Origin of the sequence: Halanaerobium saccharolyticum subsp. saccharolyticum DSM 6643, assembly GCF_000350165.1 — a bacterium.
Classification (GTDB): domain Bacteria; phylum Bacillota; class Halanaerobiia; order Halanaerobiales; family Halanaerobiaceae; genus Halanaerobium; species Halanaerobium saccharolyticum.
The window spans coordinates 468,368-488,492 of the sequence record NZ_CAUI01000023.1; the positions used below are offsets into that span (position 1 = coordinate 468,368).

The 20,125-nt window shown below is 28.1% G+C and carries 17 protein-coding genes and 1 pseudogene; 1 reads left to right on the forward strand and 17 read right to left on the reverse strand.

The window, feature by feature from the left end:
- Window positions 1-23: 23 nt before the first annotated feature.
- From HSACCH_RS12340 to HSACCH_RS12405, 15 genes are all read right to left on the reverse strand, one after another.
- Window positions 24-533: a hypothetical protein gene (locus HSACCH_RS12340; protein WP_005490239.1), complete on the reverse strand. Its 510-nt coding sequence runs from the start codon at window positions 531-533 to the stop codon at window positions 24-26.
- Between the two features lie 168 nt (window positions 534-701).
- Window positions 702-860 carry a hypothetical protein gene (locus HSACCH_RS13955; protein ID WP_160162757.1) on the reverse strand — a complete coding sequence of 53 codons (159 nt, stop codon included), beginning with the start codon at window positions 858-860 and terminating at the stop codon, window positions 702-704.
- A gap of 148 nt (window positions 861-1,008) precedes the next feature.
- Entirely contained in the window at window positions 1,009-1,296 is a 288-nt protein-coding gene (locus HSACCH_RS12345; protein ID WP_005490241.1) for a TIGR04076 family protein, read from the reverse strand.
- A 47-nt stretch (window positions 1,297-1,343) separates the two neighbouring features.
- Window positions 1,344-2,189: an SDR family oxidoreductase gene (locus HSACCH_RS12350; RefSeq protein ID WP_005490243.1), complete on the reverse strand. Its 846-nt coding sequence runs from the start codon at window positions 2,187-2,189 to the stop codon at window positions 1,344-1,346.
- A 4-nt stretch (window positions 2,190-2,193) separates the two neighbouring features.
- On the reverse strand, window positions 2,194-3,423 hold the full coding sequence (locus HSACCH_RS12355) for a glycosyltransferase family 4 protein (RefSeq protein ID WP_005490244.1): 1,230 nt from the start codon (window positions 3,421-3,423) through the stop codon (window positions 2,194-2,196).
- Window positions 3,420-5,300: a heparinase II/III family protein gene (locus HSACCH_RS12360; RefSeq protein ID WP_005490246.1), complete on the reverse strand. Its 1,881-nt coding sequence runs from the start codon at window positions 5,298-5,300 to the stop codon at window positions 3,420-3,422. Before HSACCH_RS12360 ends, HSACCH_RS12355 begins: the two co-directional genes overlap by 4 nt.
- Window positions 5,290-6,426, reverse strand: a complete 1,137-nt coding sequence (wecB, locus tag HSACCH_RS12365; RefSeq protein WP_005490249.1) for a non-hydrolyzing UDP-N-acetylglucosamine 2-epimerase — start codon at window positions 6,424-6,426, stop codon at window positions 5,290-5,292. The genes HSACCH_RS12360 and wecB overlap by 11 nt, the downstream gene beginning before the upstream one ends.
- 28 nt (window positions 6,427-6,454) lie before the next feature.
- The gene (locus tag HSACCH_RS12370; RefSeq protein WP_005490251.1) at window positions 6,455-7,771 is read right to left on the reverse strand and encodes a nucleotide sugar dehydrogenase; all 1,317 of its coding nucleotides are present in this window, start codon (window positions 7,769-7,771) and stop codon (window positions 6,455-6,457) included.
- A 24-nt stretch (window positions 7,772-7,795) separates the two neighbouring features.
- On the reverse strand, window positions 7,796-9,979 hold the full coding sequence (locus HSACCH_RS12375; protein ID WP_005490252.1) for a bi-domain-containing oxidoreductase: 2,184 nt from the start codon (window positions 9,977-9,979) through the stop codon (window positions 7,796-7,798).
- 19 nt (window positions 9,980-9,998) lie between these two features.
- Window positions 9,999-11,363 carry a phenylacetate--CoA ligase family protein gene (locus tag HSACCH_RS12380; protein WP_005490254.1) on the reverse strand — a complete coding sequence of 455 codons (1,365 nt, stop codon included), beginning with the start codon at window positions 11,361-11,363 and terminating at the stop codon, window positions 9,999-10,001.
- A complete protein-coding gene (locus HSACCH_RS12385) occupies window positions 11,344-12,447 on the reverse strand; it encodes a CapA family protein (protein ID WP_005490255.1) in 1,104 nt (367 codons plus the stop codon). Before HSACCH_RS12385 ends, HSACCH_RS12380 begins: the two co-directional genes overlap by 20 nt.
- Window positions 12,448-12,470: 23 nt before the next feature.
- Window positions 12,471-13,637 (reverse strand): glycosyltransferase family 4 protein, encoded by a 1,167-nt coding sequence (locus HSACCH_RS12390; protein WP_005490256.1) that lies wholly within the window; start codon window positions 13,635-13,637, stop codon window positions 12,471-12,473.
- Between the two features lie 58 nt (window positions 13,638-13,695).
- Window positions 13,696-14,772 (reverse strand): mannose-1-phosphate guanylyltransferase, encoded by a 1,077-nt coding sequence (locus HSACCH_RS12395; RefSeq protein ID WP_005490257.1) that lies wholly within the window; start codon window positions 14,770-14,772, stop codon window positions 13,696-13,698.
- Between the two features lie 74 nt (window positions 14,773-14,846).
- Entirely contained in the window at window positions 14,847-15,926 is a 1,080-nt protein-coding gene (locus tag HSACCH_RS13625; protein ID WP_005490258.1) for a glycosyltransferase family 4 protein, read from the reverse strand.
- 23 nt (window positions 15,927-15,949) lie between these two features.
- Window positions 15,950-17,038: an EpsG family protein gene (locus HSACCH_RS12405; RefSeq protein WP_005490259.1), complete on the reverse strand. Its 1,089-nt coding sequence runs from the start codon at window positions 17,036-17,038 to the stop codon at window positions 15,950-15,952.
- A 182-nt stretch (window positions 17,039-17,220) separates the two neighbouring features.
- Here HSACCH_RS12405 and HSACCH_RS14150 point away from each other — a divergent pair.
- Window positions 17,221-17,586 (forward strand): annotated as a pseudogene (locus HSACCH_RS14150) (transposase); the annotation flags it as partial.
- Between the two features lie 91 nt (window positions 17,587-17,677).
- Here the strand turns inward: HSACCH_RS14150 and HSACCH_RS12410 are convergent.
- The gene (locus HSACCH_RS12410) at window positions 17,678-18,844 is read right to left on the reverse strand and encodes a polysaccharide pyruvyl transferase family protein (RefSeq protein ID WP_005490260.1); all 1,167 of its coding nucleotides are present in this window, start codon (window positions 18,842-18,844) and stop codon (window positions 17,678-17,680) included.
- 23 nt (window positions 18,845-18,867) lie between these two features.
- Window positions 18,868-20,040 (reverse strand): glycosyltransferase, encoded by a 1,173-nt coding sequence (locus HSACCH_RS12415; RefSeq protein WP_005490261.1) that lies wholly within the window; start codon window positions 20,038-20,040, stop codon window positions 18,868-18,870.
- Window positions 20,041-20,125: the final 85 nt, after the last annotated feature.

A 20,125-nucleotide genomic window follows, 5' to 3' on the forward strand; every position in this document is an offset into this window, starting at 1 on the left:
ATCAAGAATTTTCACTTGAGAAATTAATATACTTTAATATACACTTTATTTCTCCTAGAATCAAAACCAACAAGTCTATTAGGATATATTTTATCATTATCTATCTTTTTCAGATCTTCTTTAGTTATCTCAATATAAAACTTTCCTTTTTTTGACTCTTTAGAATCTAATGAAATAAAATTGTCTCCGTTATAATCTTTTCCTTTAACTTCTATATTGATTACTTCACCTATTATTATTTTATTTCTCCATGAAAATTTTATTTTATCAATTATTACTTTTTTAGGTAAGCGGGCATCATTTAAAATTTCAATATTTAACGCTCCACCTCCACAAAAGGCATCATCTACATTATTAATATTAACATAACTCTTCCCCTTATCATCCAATCTATCTCCTTTAGGATTAATATTAACTTTATCATCATGTAAAAAAGCATATACTTCTCCTTTTTCTCGTAATCCCCTCAAAATAAAACCAATTATCACTCCAATAATTCCTTGAATGCTTATTAAAAATTCAAAAAAGGTCATTACTTTTTCACCTACTCTCGTTTCTTATTCCTTATAAGCATAAATGCATATACTAAAATTACTGGGAATTGCAAAGTTAAAATCCCGGAAGTTGCAAACTAAAATTTTCTGGTATTATTGCAGTAAACATAATTACAAACTTTAGCAAAAACTGTAAAATCTTATTTATCACCACCTACTGGTACACATTTCAATTAGCAGAGCAGCAACTTTTGCTGCTGGCACTTTAGCATTAGCTAGAAAAATGAGCGGCTTCTCTGCAGGAATCTCCCCGCAGCTTCCTGCAGTTAAAATTAATGAAAGCTTCGACTTACTCCAAATAAACAAAAAACTCCCACCTAAAAAATTCTGGTGAGAGTAGTAGTGTAATGGTAACTGCATCTAATATTTAATTCTAGAGATCATGACATATTTGTATTTTGCAAGGTTTTTAGTTTGCGATATTAAGTAGTAAGTATTGGCATAACAAAAGATTTTATTTTCTAATTTCCATTGTCACAGTACCTCCACCTGTATAATCACAGGGATCCAGACACTGAAGATAAGCCACTTCCTCATTATCTTTTGTCAGCCCAAGCTCTTCTGGACTCACTCCACGAGATAAAGCATTATAATAAGGAAGTATACTTGCTAAAGAATGCATACAAATTTCCTTTTCAGAATCTAATTTATATCCCTCTTTAATCTCAAAACTATCACCTTTTTTATAAACCGGACAGTGTCCTTTAACTTCAACTATCTCAACCACTAAATCAGCTGCCATTTTAGATCACCTTATAGATTAAATTAAGCCTAATTTTTTAGCTCTATTTACTTCCCTTGATATACCTTCAGAAAAACCAATTGCCTCATAATCAAGTTCTTCTTTCGCTTTTTTATAGAAAAATCCTTATTTTCATTTAAACGCTCTACCTGCTCTGCTTTTAAGACTGGATTAGGAAATACTTTTTCGTAAACAGACATCAGAAAGATAGATAACTTATATGGAATATGTAATTTAAAAACTTTTTTACCCAATGCATCAGCAGTACTTTCAATAACCTGATTGTAGGTTAGAGGTTTTTCGCCAGGGATATTATAATCATTATTAATACTGGCATCTACTGCAAGAGTTTTAACAATCACCCGGGCAAGGTCCTTAACATAGACTGGCTGCAGCAAATAAGTACCAGGTCCAAAGATCGGCATCACAGGTATTTTATTAAGAAACTTAACTAAACGAAACATATTCCGATCATTTTCGGTTCCATAAATCATAGTAGGTCTCAGTATTGTATAATCCAGATTACTATTTTTAATGGTCTCTTCTGCTGCAGTTCTTACTTTCTTACTTTCCGCATTTAAATTAGTAAAAATAGCCGTTGTACTAATAAAAATTCCGCGCTTAACATCCATAGCTTCACAGGCATCTATTATATTTGGAGCATGACCAAAACCTAAAGATGCAATATTAACTAGAGTATCTACACCCTTTAAAGCCTTTTTTACACTCTCTAAATCATCTAAATCACCATATCGTAACTCTATGTCATTTTCTTTCAGTATTTCTACATCGCTAGCTTCTCTAACAAAACAGCAAAAATCATAATTTTTATCTAGTAATTCTTTAACTACAAATTCTCCTAAAAATCCAGTTGCGCCTGTAACAAGAATCATATTTTTATTTCCCTTCTATTGCTTGATTCATCACATTTAAATATTTATCTGCCAGTGAACTTCTGCTATAATTCTCAACAACAAATTCACGACCGTTTTTCCCCATTTCTTCTACTTTTTGAGGATTGTTTTTGATTTCTAATATTGCTGCAGCTATTTGATCAATATTTTCTGGCTCAACTGTGACTGCACTTTGAGCCTCATCTAAAATATTTTTTGTTTCTCCTGATAAACTGGCAACTATCGGTTTTTCACAGGCCATAATCTCGAATATTTTTGATGGGATAAAAGTTTCAAATAACTCAACATCTTTTAGAGGAACAAGACAGATATCTGCAATATTATAAAATTTGGGCATCATTTCTTTAGGTTTTTGAGAAATAAAGGTTATATTATTTAATTCCAGTTCTTCTGAGAGATCCATTATTTTTTCTTTTTCCGCACCTTCACCCACAAAAACAAAATGAATATCCTCATATTCTTTAAGCTTTTCAGCAGCATAAATTATTTTATCCAGTGCCTGTGATAAACCATGAGCACCAATATATTCTACAATGAATTTATCTTCTAAATTATATTTTTCTAAAAGCTCTTGATTTTGAGATTTGTTTTTGAAAAAATTAATATCAACACCATTTGTAATTACTTCTATCTTTTCTGCTTCAATTCCTCTAGAGATCAGATTTTCTTTAAAAGATCTGGTCACAACTACAATTTTATCAGCGCTACGATAGAAAAATAATTCAATAGCTTCTAAAACAGAGATAATAAATTTATTTTTTAAAACACCCAGCTCTACAATTGCAGCCGGCCACAGATCTCTTATTTCCAGAATAAAAGGGGTTCTCTTAATTAGACTAAATAAATAGCCAGAAAATATGGAAAAAAAGGTTGGTGAACTAACTACAGTAATATCTATCTCCCCAATTTTTCTTAAGCTAAATAAGACTGAAGAAAACATAAAGGAAAGGTGATTAAAAACTTTTTTTATAAATCCTTTATTAGGAGTTGCATAAACATAATTTCTATAAACTTCAATACCATCCATTTCTTCTTTTTTAAATTTTAAGCCTTCATACTCTTCTGGTATCTCTCCTGTAGGGTGGTTAGGAAAACAGGTTACTGCTTTAACTTGATGTCCACTTTTTACCCAATTTTTCGCCATCTCATATATCCTAGCAGAAGGAGCTCCAATTTCTGGAGGAAAGTAATGTGTTAAAAATCCAATTTTCACTTTTTTACCTCCTTCAGGTCAATTTTATTATTTTCTTCTTTCAGGTTATATTCTTGTTTATTGTAATTAAAAGTGATTGTAAAATTCTTAGATTCAAAATTTATATTTTCAAGATTTACTTTTGAACTATCAGAATAAATAAAATAGCCAAAAATATGCTCTTTTTTATTATCACTCTGCAGTTCTAAAACATAATTTTTATATTTTTTACCAAACTCAGGTGAATACCATCCCTGCAGCTGATCTTTTTCTCCAAAATAGATTTCTGTATTATCAGTGTTAAATGGTAATAATCTAAATGAATTATTTTGTCCATCTGTAAGTTGAAATAAATTATTTTCTTCTATTAATTTAAATCCATTATCAAAATGAATAAAGCTTTTAGCCTTTTTTGGTTTATTGCTTTTAACTTTATCAATAATTAAATAAAGTTCAGCTTTTAGATTAATAAAATATCTCTGGTGACTGTAAGTTTTATTGAAATTATTATATCCCCCGGTAAAACATTTATAATCTCCACATTTTTTCAAACTGCAATCAGTAATTTTAGCTCTTTCTGCAATTCTAAAATTACCCCACATCTCAGACTGCTCGACTGAATCTATCTGAGCAGTATTGTGAGCTCTTGTACTTCTATTGTAATCTCTCCATTTACCCTTAGTGTATTCATAAACTCCGGTATCTACAATTACTCTTTTGCCATTTAAAGATAATTCATAACTTAATAAATCATTGTGACCGTGAGCAGGCAGATATTCAGGACAGACTTTACCGCAGTCTATAATCAGAAAATCTTTTTGCTTATTTTTCATAATAAAATATCCGGAGTCATTGAAATTATTTTCTGATTTTAGCTCAAGTTCATATCCTAAATTATCAGCTATTTTAAATAGTGATTTGGGCTCTTTAGCTATATCAAAAGTAGAATCGTTAAATAAAGGTATTTTCTTATCCGGATGAAGAATATTTTCTAGAAATTGAAGCATCTGAATTATTTTTCTATCAAGTAATTCATTATAATTAATATCATGATTATTTAACCAGAATGATATCTCTAAGAGATCATATAAAACAATTGAATGATACATTGGAGAGCGCTCAAAATGTCCCCCATCATTTAATATTTGTTCATTCAACTGCTCCTCAAGCAGCTCCAAGACCTGATCAAGCCAGCTTTTTTTATCTAAAAAAATTGAAGCTGAAGCTAAGGCTCTAATATTTTCTAATAGATGATTACCCCTAACATCAAATTCCAGGTTCCTTTTTATGTAGAGAGCCTGGATTACTATATATTCAAGAAATTGCTGTTTAAATTCCAGATCAGATTCCAATTGATTTTTAAAATAATAATAGGATTTTATCCAGTTAATTAATCTTAAAGAAACTGTATAGGGATGCCAGGCATCTCCAATTCCGATAGGATTATTATCAATCCAGCTTTTAATAATTTCTTGATACTTATTGCAGTACTTTTTATCGCCCTCTATTTCAAAGGCTAAAGCTAAGTTAATTAGATAATCAAAATAATGCAGGTTATAGTTCCAGAGCTGACTTACTTCCTGATCATTCCAGTTGATTTTTAAATCAAACTCTTTTGTAGAGTTCAAAAAAGAAAATTTGTTCTGCATTAAATTATTAAGCACTTCTTCATCAATCTGACTGCTTTCATTTTTTAATAAGATTTCTGTATTAAAATTTTTATCACTTATTTTTGCATCAAGCAGTATCTTTTCACTATTGCTTTTATATTTTTTTTCAGTGAGATTACTGAATTTTTGATAAAAAAATTTTTTAGACCGAAATTTAAGTCTAAAAAATAATTGATCTTTGCGCATATATTTAATTGTATTATAATAAAGCTTTAAGTTAGATTTCATTATTTTTTTTCCTGTTATTAAAATCCCTTAATATTCTTTTTACTATTCTATCACTTGCCTGACCATCACCATAAGGATTAGAAGCCTGTGACATTTTAAGATAAGCCTGATCATCATTTAATAATTCATTGGCTGTATTGTAGATAGCTTCTTTATCTGTACCTACTTTTTTTACAGTTCCAGCATTAACAGCTTCTGGTCTTTCAGTAGTATCTCTTAAAACTAAGACAGGTTTACCTAAGGAAGGTGCTTCTTCCTGGATTCCACCTGAGTCTGTTAAGATTAAATATGATTTATTCATCAGATTAATGAAAGGCTCGTAATCAAGGGGTTCAATTAAATGTACTCGAGCTGCATCTTCAAATTTTTCAGCAGCCAGTTCCCTGATTACTGGATTTAAATGAACTGGAAAAACAACTTCTGCTTCATCATTTTCTTTTAAGACATCATTAATTGCATCAAAAATATTTTCCATAGGCTTACCCAGATTTTCTCTACGGTGAGCTGTTAATAAGATAATCTTTTTATTTTCAAAATCAATACTTTTTAACAATTCATCTTCAAACTGATAAGTATCATCTACCACATCTAATAAAGCATCAATAACTGTATTACCTGTCACAGTTATTTTTTCTGAATCAACATTTTCTTTTAAAAGATTATCTTTTGCTAATTCAGTTGGAGCAAAGTGCAGATCTGCAATAACTCCGGTGAGATGCCTGTTCATTTCCTCAGGAAAAGGAGAGTATTTGTTATGGGTTCTAAGACCTGCTTCAACATGCCCCACCTTTATCTGCTGATATAAGGCTCCCAGAGAGGAAACAAAGGTTGTAGAAGTATCTCCGTGAACTAATACTAGATCTGGATTTTCTTTTTCATATACTTCTTTTATCCCCATTAAGACTCTGGCAGTTACTCCACTTAAAGTCTGTTTATCCTGCATAATATCTAAATCATAATCAGGTGTGATCTCAAATAATTCTAAAACCTGATCCAGCATTTCTCTGTGCTGTGCAGTTACTGTTACAATTGTTTCTATACTATCTTCTTTTTTTAAGGCTTTAACTACTGGTGCCATTTTTATTGATTCTGGTCTGGTGCCAAAAACAGTCATTACTTTAATCATTATTAACCTCCATTACAATAGCGAATATTTATTTATCGAGTTCAGCTACCCCATATTCTTTATGCCAGGCATAATCAGAATAATCTCCTATTTTAATAACTTTAAAACCCGCTTTTTCCCATTTTTCTTTATCTAAGATATTTTTAGTATCATAAACTTTAGTGTTTCTCATTTTAGGAGCAATCTTGGCTGGATCTATGTCTTCAAATTCATTATGATCAGCTCCGATGATAATGATATCTGATCCAGAAACTGATTCTTCTAATTCACTTAGACCATATTCGCTTTTTTGAGGTTCTGAAATATGAGGATCATAAATACCCAGGTCAATGTTTTCTGATTCAAGTATTTCTATTATTTCAAGTACCGGACTTTCTCTTAAGTCATCTACATTACCCTTATAGGTTATACCAAAGATAGATATCTTGGGATCACCAATGCCAAATAATATTTCTTTGACATTTCTAACTACAAATTCAGGCATACTATCATTTATATTTCGAGAAAGTTCAATCATTTTAGCTTTATCTGGTGAGCTTTCTACTATAAACCAGGGATCAACTGCCAGGCAGTGACCACCAACACCAGGTCCTGGTAGATGAACATTCACTCTTGGGTGTTTATTTGCCAGAGCTATTGCTTCCCAGATATCAATTTTATTTTCTTCTGAAATTTTAGCTAGTTCATTTGCCAGAGCTATATTAACATCACGATATGTGTTTTCCATCAGTTTTACCATCTCAGCTGTTGTTGCATCTGTTATATACATATTAGCCTGAACAAAACTTTTATAAATTCTTCTTGCTTTTAAAGCTGATTTTTCATTAATTCCGCCAATGATCCGGTTGTTATTTACCAGCTCCTGAATAATCTGACCGGGTAATACTCTTTCCGGACAGTGAGCTACAAAAAGCTCTTCTCCTAATTCTAGATTAGATTTTTCTAAAATAGGTAAAACCACATCTTCTGTAGTTCTAGGAGCTATGGTAGATTCGATTATAACCAGATTATCTTTTTTAAGGTAAGGTAGAATACTTTCGGTTGCATCTTTTACATATTCTAGATTTGCAGTTTTATTTTCAGTTAACGGTGTAGGTACTGCAATAATAAATACATCTGCTTCTACTGGTTCTAAAGAAGCACTTAAGTTACCTTCCATTACTGCACCCCTAACCATTTCTTTTAATCCCGGTTCTTCTATATGAATATCTCCATCATTGATTGTATCTATCACATGGTCCTGTACATCTACTCCAACTACCTCGTGACCATTTACCGCAAACATGGTTGCAGTTGGTAGTCCTATATATCCAAGTCCAACACAGCATATTTTTTCTTTATTCATTTTATCCACTCCGCCTTATCGATTCTAGTAATCTAAAGCATTATTTATAAATTGATCAACATTTACTTCTACAGGTTTCCCTTGTTCCATAGACTCAATTATTTTTAAAGTTGCTAGAGATGAAGCTATTAACGATTTAAAGTTAATGGGAGATTCTTTTCCCTTTTCAATAGAATCAGCAAAAGCTTCCAGTTCTTCTTTAAAACCTTTTTGCTGGCTGAACTTTTTACTTGTATCAGATTTATTATTGCTATGAGTTGTTAAACTATTAAAGTTATCAAGAATAGCTGCAGCAGAATCTGCAAAAGCTTCAATTCTTTCCTTAGGATAAGAAGAATCTCCTAAAGCAGTATATGTAATATTTCCAACAGAACCGTCTGCAAAATAAATACTAACCAGTAAATTATCATCATTAAAAATATGTTCAGTATTAGCAGAAATTGGCTGGGCATAAACACTTACAGGTTCACTATCTGCTATGTAAGATAACAAATCAAGAAAGTGACATACTTCTCCTTTAATTCTTCCTCCACCTATTTCTGGATCTTGTGTCCAGTGATCTCCAGGAATATAACCAGCATTGACTGTATAATTCATTACTAAAGGTGTGTTTCGGTTTTGATAAAACTCTTTCAGTTCTTTTGTGAAAGGAGAAAATCTTCTATTGAACCCTACCATTAATTTACCTTCCGATTTATCCCAGGCTTTAATAATATTTTCTAAATCAGCTTCATATAATCCAAGCGGTTTTTCTACATATACATTTTTATTATTTTCAAGTCCCTTAATTACTGAATCAGCATGAAGATTATGTCTTGTTGTTATAAAAACTGTGTTAACTTCATTATCTTTATAAACTTCATTTTCATCAGTTGTGCAGTAATTAAAATCAAATTTCTTTGCTGTGTTTTTAGCACTTGCACCAGTAGCAGTAACTAAGGTATTGAAATTAATATTGTTTATTTTTGCTAAATTCGGTATCAATACTCCTTTAGCAAAGTTACCTGCCCCAACCATTGCTAAATTAATTTTATCTCCTCTGGAAGTATTTTCTTTAACCTGAATTTTAGCAGGTAATGATTTTTCAGTATCATATTCCAGCAGCACACCTAAATATGATTCTTTGTTTTCAAGAATCATATCATAAGCTTCTTTAGCTTTTTCTATTTTAAATTTATGGGTGATAATTTTATCTAAATCTATCTTTTGATCAGCAAGTAAATTTAAAAAAGCCTGCATATTTCTCTGTTCTGTCCAACGAACATAACCAATTGGATAATCATAACCTTTTTCTTCATAATCAGTATCATAACGACCTGGACCATAAGATCTTGATAATCTCAAATCTAATTCCTTTTCATAATATAAATTACGGGGTATATCTAATCCTACCATACCTACTGCAACTACTTTTGCTCTATCTCTTGCAATTTCACCAGCAAATTCAACAGGATCATTACTGTCAGCCGAAGCTGTAATTAATATAGAATCAACACCCTGTCCATTTGTTAAATTATTAACTTTTGATTTTAAATTTTCTTTACCTCTTAAAAATGAATTTTGATGCCCTAGTTTTTTAGCATTACTCACTGCAAATTCACTAACATCTATCCCAATAACATTACAGCCATTAGCTTTAAGCATCTCAGCAGTTAATAAACCGATTAATCCTAATCCAATAACAGCAACATTTTCACCCAGTTTCGGTTCTGCCTGTCGAATTCCCTGTAGAGCAATAGAAGCTACTGTGGAAAAAGAAGCTTCTTCATAAGAAACACCTTCTGGAATTTTTGCTGTTAAGTTTCTCGGGGCATAAATCATTTCAGCATGATTGGCATAACCAGCTCCAGCACAGGCAACTCTATCGCCTACTTTTAAGTCTTTAACATCAGAAGCAACTGCAACAACTTCTCCAGCACAGCTGTAGCCAACAGACATTGGACTATCAAGTTTACCCATTACTTTCTTAAAGGTATTTATTAAACCTTCCTGTTTTACTTTCTCTAAAACCTGTTTTACTAAATCCGGTCTCTGTTTAGCTTTACTGACTATAGAACTCTGAGCTAAGTTTATTATTGATTTCTCTGTTCCTGCACTAATTAAAGAATTATGATTTTTTACTAAGACTCCACCTGGTTGTAATACTGGTGATGGAACCTCTTCTACTCTTAAATCTCCGCCCTTATAATTTTGCATGACTTGTAGCATAATTTAACCCCCACTTGATTTATATATTATATATTCTTAAAGGAACTTTTCCTGACTCAGTTTTTATAGGATCGTTTCTTAATATAATCTCAAAATCTATATCCACATTTGTTAAGTCCATATCTTCTTTTATTTTACTTTTATTAATTCTTTGTTCTTTATCTAAACTAATAATTATAGTTGCCTTACCAGGTTTGTCCTGATATATCTGAACAAATTTAACATACTCAAATATCTTGTGATGACGGCCAAAAATCAAAGCAGTAAGACTAATTTTATTCTCATATTTATCAGAAATAAAGTTTCCAATTCTTCCTGTTTCTATTTCAAATTTCTTTAAAATTCCATTATCTTCCAACACAGGTTCTATAATATCTTCTGTATCATATCTAATAAATGGTGATGCAGTATTATAATATGATGTTCCAACTAAATGAAACTTACCATTTTCATCTTTAACAGATTCACAATATCCATAAGTCTGCATAGGCTCATATATATATTTATCGCTTTTTTCATATGCCAAGATTGCCATTTCACTATGTCCATACCAGGAAATTGTAGGCGCTTCAAATACATCCTCAATTAAATCTCTATATATAGGTGGTGGATATTCAGAACCAAAAAATATACCTTGTAAACTTTCTTTTAACTTATCAACTAAACTTTTATTTTTTAAACAAAAGTTCGCAAAGTTATATATTTCACTTGGATAACCATGAATATACTTTATATTTTTTTTCGATAGTATATTTAATAAATCACTTTTTATTTCTTCTAATGATTTATATGTATTGACTATATATTCATTATGTACAGCATTATATTTAATTGACTTACTACCTAAATTTTTACCTCTAAAAGTTAACTTTAAGTCCGTCTTTTTATAACCCAACTTCTTCCAGATCGTATGCATATGAGCCCATTCCCGAGCAAATGAATTATTATCTACATAAAAAACCAGTGGTTTACCTGACGTTCCACCGGAGTTTATTTTTATCCTTCCAGGCTGCTCATTTGATCTTACTTCAAGTGCATATTTTTGTAAATCGGATTTGGTAACTATAGGAATATATTTAATATCTTCAAATGATTTTAATTTATCAATTTCAAAATTATTTTTGTTATAAAATTTATTATAAAATTTATTATTTTTATAAGCATAAGTTACTATTTTCTTTGTCTTTTTATAAATGATTTCCTTTTGACTTTTAGTATTTAATAAATTGAATTTATTTATTTTTTTTTGACTTTTAGTATATGTTTTACCTAAACGCCAGGAAAAAGGGATATAAACTAATAACTTGCTTACTGGTTCTGGTAGATTTTCTGTAATTTTTTTTAATCTCACGATAATCTTTGTTTTAATCTTTTTGAAAATCACAGACATTCTCCTTTTCCTTTTCTATTAACGAAATCAAAAAATGATAATATAATAAAAGATTAAATGGTCTTAGTAGCCAGATACAACTTTTTAAAAATTCCTTAATACCATATTTTTTTATCCTAATTTTCCAGCTATTTAAATTTCCTCTCATGTAATTTTCAAATAAAGTACTATACCAAAATCTCCATGTAAAAGAATCATCGATTATTTTATTAGATAAACAATCAAGATAGTTAAAAAATTCGCTTTTCATTTTTTTGTCATTAATAACTTCAGGTTGGTAATTATCATTAATTTTTATTGGAATTATTTCATATTCAATCTCTTTATCATTATTTGATTTCCTTAATTCAAGTTCAACAATACATGATAAATCATTATAAATTGAATTTTTAATATCATAATGATGGAAGTTAAAATTTCCGAGTGAATAAAAAATTATTCCATCTTTATACTCCTCAATCCCCTGTAAATAATGGGAATGATGACCTATTATAATATCTACTCCCATTTCAATTAGTTCATGTGCTATTTTTTTCTGCTCCGGAGAAGGATAAGCAATATTTTCATGCCCCCAATGTAAAGATAATATTACAAAATCAACTTCACCTCTTATTTTATTAATTTCATTTTTAAAATTATCTAAATCAATATCTATAGAATTTGTTAATTTTGTATTTTGTAGATAAACATTAGCTAGAGCAAAAGTAATATTATTCTTTTTATAAAAACTAAACTCAATTTCACTAATTTGAGTTCCTTCAACTTTTATATTGCTTTTATTCAAATTTTTTATAGTTTCCTGATAGCCATTATCACCAAAATCATATATATGATTATTTGCAACACAAGCAATATTTATCTCTGATAAGTTGAGATATCTTAAATTGTTTTTATCAGTTGATAAATTTACTGATTTATGAGAAACATTATAATTACTCTCATCTTCTATCACTACAGTTTCCAAATTAAATAATAGAAAATCATCCACCAATTTTCCTTTAATATTTATAAAAGGATTCTTATTGTTTGAAGTTTTAAGGAAAATATCTCCTACACTCTTAATACCAAGTTTATTCATATTACCAACACCTGATTCATAAATTATTTATCACTTAAGGCTTTATAAAATAATTGTTTATTAGTTTCAATCATTTTTTTATTAAAGATTATTTTTTTACTATAATCATAAGCAGATTTTTTTAAATTATTGATCTCAGAATTACTCAAATTAATACATTTTTTAATAACATTTTGAAATTCCATTTTATTATCTAAATCTAATGCCCAACCAGCATTATTTGATTCTAATTGATCCCAGGGGGTTTGATCACTTATCAATACAGGACAACCAGACATTAGAGCTTCAATAATGACATGACCATAATTTTCTCCATGAGTTGGAAAAAAAAATAAATCATATTTAGCTAATGTCTGTTGAACTTTATTATGTTTTATACTCCCCAAATACCTGGCATTAATGTTTTTAGGTAACTCAGTAATGATATTCTGACATTTTTTCCAATAATCCTTATCATCAACTGGTCCATAAATATCAAAATTTATCCTAGCTTCTAATTGATTTAATAATTTTAGTGCTCCATCCAAATTTTTTTTAGGTGAAACCCTAGACAAATAAACCATACTAATTTCTCCAGATTTTTTATTTGATTTTTTAGGTTTAGCTAATTGAGGTATGGATGGCAAATTAATTGCTTCATGTATCTCAATATCATTTTTGAATTCTCTTTTAATGTCATTACTTTCATAACTACTCGAACTATGCCATAGCGCATTTTTGTATATACTAGATAATTTAGCAGCTTTAATAAAATATTTTTTCTTTGTTTTCCTTATATTAATAGCACCTTCAGAAAATTCACCCCTTGGAGCAATTATTATTGGTGTCGCCTGAATCAAATTCATTTTTCTAAGAAACAATGGATATATAGTAAAACAAAAAGAAAAGAAGCTATTAAAATACATCACATCATAATTAATAGAATCAATAGCTTTTTTTATGTTTTTAAATCTTTTATCAGGAGATAAATAGAATACTTGAGCTCCCTTAACTTCATTCCAATCATTTATACATATATTTTCATAAGGAGTTTCATCCTCAAAATCTCTATCTTGTGTTATTATATAAAAATCAAATTCATCTTTTAAATAATATACTAAGTTAGAAATACTTCTGATTGGTCCCCCAGCTTTATGTCCTGGAAGATAATAATTAACAAAAATTAATATTTTATTTTTTTTAGATTTCATTCTAACACTCCAAACTTAATCCCTTTAATTCTATATATTATTCATTAAACTAATTTGCTTATAAACAATCTTCCAGCCCTTCGTCTGTCAAAATATTTCTGATCTCTTTAACTTCCTGAGCTCGCTTTTTATCACAGATTAAAATAGCATCTTCTGTATCAACTATCACTACATCATCAAGTCCAATAGTAGTTACTACTTTATTAGGACTATGAATAATAGAGTTAGTGGTATCTATACCGTAATGTTTACCAATGACTACATTACCATCAGCATCTACTTTTTTTACTCTCTCTAAAGCCGGCCAACTGCCGAGATCATCCCAACCAAAAGAACCAGGAATAACAAAAATACCATCTGCTTTTTCCATAATTCCATAGTCAATGGAAACGCTCTGCATGTTTTCGAACTCATCTCTAATTACTTTTTCAGCTAAATTCGTTCCTAAAGCACCTTTTATTCTCTGTAAAGACTCATACATCTCAGGTAAATGAATCTCTATATTAGATAGAATACTGCTTAACCGCCAGATAAACATCCCGCTGTTCCACAGATATGTCCCTTCTTCTAAAAACTCTTTTGCAGTGTTTAAATCAGGTTTTTCGGTAAAGTTCTTAACCTCAAATACCTGATCACCATCTATAGTATGTAATTTATCCCCAAAATGAATATAGCCATAACCTGTTTCTGGATGAGTAGGTTCTATACCAATAGTAACTAAATTATTACCTGTAGCTGCAGTCATAATTGACTTTCTTAAAATATCTAAAAATCTTTTTTGATCTTTTATTAAATGATCAGCTGGTAAAACAATCATTGTTGAACCAGGATATTTATCTTCAATCATTACTGAAGATAAACCTATACAGGCAGCTGTATTTCTTTTCATTGGCTCTACTATTATATTTTCTTCTGGTATACCATCCAACTGTTTTTTGATTGCTTTTTGATAGGCTTTATTAGTTGCAATAAAGATCTGTTCTAAAGGGACAAGTTCATTGATTCTTTCTACAGTCTCCTGCAACATTGTTTTTTGATCATCATTTAACTTTAAAAACTGTTTGGGATGATCTTTTCTACTTAAAGGCCAGAATCTAGTTCCTTCTCCTCCAGCCATTATTAATGCTGTTATCATTTAAAATCAACTCCGGGTTGAAAACTTACTTTTCTATAATTATAAATTATTACTGATAATGCTATTCAAAGCGATTATAAAATATCATTTATATAATTATTTAATTTTCTAATATATATACTAATATCATGTTCTTTAGCCCATTTAATACAATTCTTTTCATATTGATATTTGTTATTATATGAATCAAAAAAATAAATAACTCTATCTGCTATAGCATTAGGATTCTTACCATCAACTAAAAACCCTGTTTTCCCAGGTATTATAGCATCCGTAACCCCTCCGGAATTTCCTCCGATCACAAATTTTCCATACATATTCGCCTCTAAATAAACTATCCCAAACCCTTCAACACTATTTTCATCTTCAACTTCATAACTAGGCATTACAAATAAATCCATTTCTTTTAAATAATAGTCTTTTTCTTCTTCAGTAATAAAACCTAAAAATTCAACAGCATTTTCTAGATTAAGTTCTTTAGTTAATCTTACTAAAGTATTTTTATAATTACCCTTACCGGCAATTTTATATTTTAAATTAGGATATTTTTTTAATATTTTTGGCAAAGACTCTATAACTTTATGTATTCCCTTTCTTTGTTCTAATCTAGAAACTGTAAATAAAATTTTTTTGTTTTTATTAATCTCAGTATCATATTGGATCTCTTTATAATTAATAGGAGGATTAATAATTGATATATTAAGATTGTCCCCATAATTTTGTTTGCATTTTTCTTTAGTATATGAACTATTAGAAATGATTAATGAAGCATTTTTCAATAAAATTCTTTTTACAAAATACTTCAAATTTTTCTTATCACTATAAACTTGATTTCCATGGATGAAAACAATATAAGGGGTTCTATTTTTTTTCTTTAATAAATAAGGTATTACAGCAGTTGAAGGAGTTAAAGAAATATTTAAATCATTCCTAAATCTTAAAGACTTTTTTAATAAAGTATATTTCCTACTTATAAAATTTTCTTTTGAAGAAGCATAAAAAATACAATCGTCTTTTAAATTTTTATTTTCTATCTCAGAAAAGCATTTAATGTTATAGTCTTCTTTTAATTTATTATAAATGTTATAAGCCATATTTTGTATTCCACCAGAACTTTCAGAAATTTCTCCAGTGAAAATTGATATATTCTTCAAAATATTATAACCTCCAAAAAAACCTAAAATAAAATGTTAGAGTATGAATTTACAGAATTAATATAAATAATAAATGATAAAAACAAAAAAACAATTATTAAAATTTTCCCAAATAATTCAATTTCATTTTTTGCCTTTTGTTCAAAAACAAAAATTAGTGGTAAAATATAAAATAATGAAAAAAAATCTGAGACCCTATTTAAAATTTTCATGTTTAATATATATTCGAAGCCAAATAAAAAAATACCGAAATTAAATAATTTATTTTTATGTTGTGTTTTTTTCTTATAAACTATTATTGCATATAACATTATCAAAAACACCCCTAAAACCCTCAAGCCTAAACCAGTTTGAATAGGAATATTATATTTAGAATTTATATAACTACTATACACAGGTATATAATTCAAAATTATATTTAAAGCATTATAACTAGCATTTGAAACAAATACAATATAAGAAAAAATAATATACATAAATAGAAATTTCCTAGATAAATTCAGTTCAGAAATTTTCAAAAACAATATATAAACTAATATCACAAAAATACTAGAAATATGAATAAATGGAGTTATAATTATATAAAATAATCCTCTTATCTTTCTATTATCAACACAAAATAATAAAATTCCATAACAAAGCAGTATTCCTGCAGTTACTGATCTAATAGTATTCATCTGCCGTATAAATAAAAATGAAAATGTAAAAAAAACATAGAAATATATATAATGATTTTTTATTATTTTTTTCTTTTTCAATATAGAAACAACTTTTAATATATAAGTAATCTGTATTAATGAAATAATAATGAAAATATGTTTAGGTGAAAGTTTAAAATATTTTAACACACTAATAAAATAATAAAATAACAATTCACCTTTTTGAAAATATTGATTTAATAAATTTTGTGAATTAAAAATTTTTATATAATTTGAATAATCAGTAGCGACATTATCTTGAAACCCGGTAAATAAAAACCAAATTATAAATACTATAAATAAAAATATTTTATTAAAATAAATTTTAGAATTACTTATTTTTAAATATATTTTTCTGAAATCTATAAAAAAACTCATAATTATTAATAATAAAAAAACAAATAAATAAATCATATTTTAATCATCCCAAGTAACGTTAAGTATTTTGTGTAAATAAATTTATATCTTATTTTAATATATTTAAATTAAGTTTTCTTGAAAATCAAATAATTCTTTTTTCTAGCTACGTAAAGTTGATCCCCCCCAATTTGTAGGACACTGAGTTAAAATATATAACAAGCTCAGGATGTGCCCAAATAGGAGAAAGAAGAACTTACACTGAGTAATTCAAAAGAGATGCTGTTGAACTAAGTCTCAATTCTGATAAATCTGTCAAAGAAATTGTTGAAGATCTAGGTATTAATTATGGTAATCTCACTCACTGGCGTAGAGAATATAGAAACAAAGGAAAACACGCCTTTCCTGGTAACGGCAATCAGAAATTAACACCTGAACAAAAAAAGAACTTGAAGATGAACTAAGAGAAACTAAATTAGAGCGTGATATATTAAAAAAAGCAGTAAGCACCTTTTCTAAAAAACCGAAGTAATCTATGGTTTTATCCGGAACCACAGAGATCAATTCCTGTGACTAAAATGTGCCAGGTATTAGCAGTTTCCCGGTTACAAAACTTATTGTGCATTACTTAAGTACTTAGACAAATTTTAGATATGAGAAGTAACTAAAAATTATAGAAAAAATATACATTGAAATTTAAACATCAGAGTTTTTAATTCTTAATTTTAATCCATTTAAAATTTTATATGGAATTTCAACAAGATTAATGAGCTTAACTATTAAATAATTTTTTAATTTTATATTATTATCTTTTTTTAAATTAAAAATAGGTAGTTCATACTTCTGGGTTTTATTAATATTTATAAAATCATATTTGTATTTCCCATTATTTAATTCTGAAATAGTAAGAGGTTCAAACCCAGAATCTTCATAAAATCTTGTTACCTTTGGAGCATAAGTTACTGGTAAAACTGGAATATTATATTTTTGCCATAATATGTTTGCATGATATCTCATTGCTATTGCTTTAGAAACTTGAAGAAATTTATCAAAAAATAAATCTAATTCATTTTCTCTATAACAATATATTTGTATTTCCAACTCTTCTCTACTTAACTCTTTTGATAATTTTTGAGCAAATTTATATTCCTTAATATTTTCGACAGTGTGTTCAAAAACAAAAAAATAAATTTTATCAATTTTTTCTTTCTCTATTATTTCATCTATAAAATTAACCATTTTAATAAACTTGAGTGTTGGCCATGGTCTAATAGAACAACCTAAAATATTATCATATTTATTGTTTTTGAAATCAAACGCCTCTTGCAAATCAGCACCTTCAACCACATCACATGCAACATCTGAATTAATATTCAAATTTGTTAATAAGTCTTTTGACCCATGATCCCTAACTTGTATACAATTAAATATACTTAGGTTATGATTCAAATACCATTTTGAAAAAGAATTGTTTAAAGGGCCAACTCCTATACTCGCAGTTATTAAACTTATATTAGTATTATTAGTTTCGATTATATATTTCAACCATTTATGTATAGTAAAAAAATAATGACTATCTTGTAATAACCCCCCTCCACCTAATATAATAATATCAGTCTTTTTTAATGTTTTGATTATCTCTTTTCTCTTATTTAAATATTTTAATCCCTCACTCATTTTAGGAATTTCTAATAAATCTATTTTACTATTTTCAGGATATCCAAATTCATTTTTATATTTTCCGGTAATAATGTTCAATTTAGCTTTTGGCCATTTCTCTAAAACTTTATTAATTAATAAGAACGCGATTAAATCATCTCCTAAATTACCACATCCAGACATACCAATGATAGCTATATTCATAACATCCTCCTAACAAAAAATATCTAATCTTCAAGAAATAATTCAAACACTTTTTCATACTTTTGGGTTATTTTCTCTATATCGAATTTTTGAGCATATGTATAGCCATTTTTTTTAATAAAATTATATGATTCTTTGTCATTTAAAAGTGATTTTGTTGACTCGAATAACTTTTTAGCTGTATATGGAAATTTAACTAAAATACCATTATATTTATGTTCAATCATCTCTTTAGGACCTCCATCAGTATCTAAAGCTATTACTGGACAATTACATAACATAGCTTCTATTAAAACATAACCAAAGCCTTCTTCTTCGGAGGGCAAAATAAACAAACTTGCCTTTTGCATAAAATAATATGGGTTTTCTATATATCCAGTCAAATAAATATATGATTCCAAATTATATTTTTTAATCTTGTTTTTTAAAAAATTATATTCGTCACCACTTCCAATAATAACCCATTTTATGTCTATTCTATTTTCATAAGCAATTTTAGCGGTTTCAACTAATAAATCTACATTCTTTCTTTTCATCAACCTTCCAACATACAAAATGAAATCTCCATTACTATCTATATAGTCATCCAAATGTTTTATTCCAGTTCTTTGTTTTTTAAAAGATTTCTTTTTTATATTATTAATATCAACAGGATTATAAATTTTAGTAATTTTATTTTCGGTAATATTCATTTTTTTATTAACAATATCTTTAACCATTTGACTAGGAGTTACAATATGATTTGGCATTTTATAAACTAATTTATATAATTTTTTTTCAAAAAAACTTTTCCCTAGTTCCAAAGTCCCTTTTCTAGCTATCCAATAACTACCAAATTTTTTAGGTATAAAAAATTTAATAATAGATAAAATATACATTAAGATATGTGAGTTCATATTTTCGCTTAATATAATTCGAGGTTTTTTAGCAAAATATAATTTTAAAAACCCAAAAACAGTTCTCATTTTTTCAATAAAATTTAATTTTCCTATTTTTTGATTTAAATATATTATATTAATATCTTCAGAAATTTCATTTCTTATATCAAAATTTGTCTTATTTATTAAAACTAAATGTATTTTATATTTATTAGAATTAATATTTTTCAATAAATTTAATAAAACTCTAGTCCCTCCAGCATAATTTAAACCACCAGTCAAAACAAAAATACTCTTATTATTAGTCTTGATATCCATTTGTTCTCCTTCACTAAACTAATATTATTTTCTAAAATAAAAATATTATTTTTAAATTTAAAATCATTAACATTTCATAAACTAT

Bases quoted from the DNA above. Each gene is read 5' to 3' on its own strand.
- HSACCH_RS12360 (WP_005490246.1), bottom strand. From the start codon at position 5,300: ATGAAATCTAACTTAAAGCTTTATTATAATACAATTAAATATATGCGC.
- HSACCH_RS12385 (WP_005490255.1), bottom strand. From the start codon at position 12,447: ATGAATAAACTTGGTATTAAGAGTGTAGGAGATATTTTCCTTAAAACT.
- HSACCH_RS12345 (WP_005490241.1), bottom strand. From the start codon at position 1,296: ATGGCAGCTGATTTAGTGGTTGAGATAGTTGAAGTTAAAGGACACTGT.
- HSACCH_RS12370 (WP_005490251.1), bottom strand. From the start codon at position 7,771: ATGAATAAAGAAAAAATATGCTGTGTTGGACTTGGATATATAGGACTA.
- HSACCH_RS12340 (WP_005490239.1), bottom strand. From the start codon at position 533: ATGACCTTTTTTGAATTTTTAATAAGCATTCAAGGAATTATTGGAGTG.
- HSACCH_RS12395 (WP_005490257.1), bottom strand. From the start codon at position 14,772: ATGATAACAGCATTAATAATGGCTGGAGGAGAAGGAACTAGATTCTGG.
- HSACCH_RS12375 (WP_005490252.1), bottom strand. From the start codon at position 9,979: ATGCTACAAGTCATGCAAAATTATAAGGGCGGAGATTTAAGAGTAGAA.
- wecB (WP_005490249.1), bottom strand. From the start codon at position 6,426: ATGATTAAAGTAATGACTGTTTTTGGCACCAGACCAGAATCAATAAAA.
- HSACCH_RS12415 (WP_005490261.1), bottom strand. From the start codon at position 20,040: ATGGATATCAAGACTAATAATAAGAGTATTTTTGTTTTGACTGGTGGT.
- HSACCH_RS12410 (WP_005490260.1), bottom strand. From the start codon at position 18,844: ATGAATATAGCTATCATTGGTATGTCTGGATGTGGTAATTTAGGAGAT.
- HSACCH_RS12350 (WP_005490243.1), bottom strand. From the start codon at position 2,189: ATGATTCTTGTTACAGGCGCAACTGGATTTTTAGGAGAATTTGTAGTT.
- HSACCH_RS12390 (WP_005490256.1), bottom strand. From the start codon at position 13,637: ATGAAATCTAAAAAAAATAAAATATTAATTTTTGTTAATTATTATCTT.
- HSACCH_RS12405 (WP_005490259.1), bottom strand. From the start codon at position 17,038: ATGATTTATTTATTTGTTTTTTTATTATTAATAATTATGAGTTTTTTT.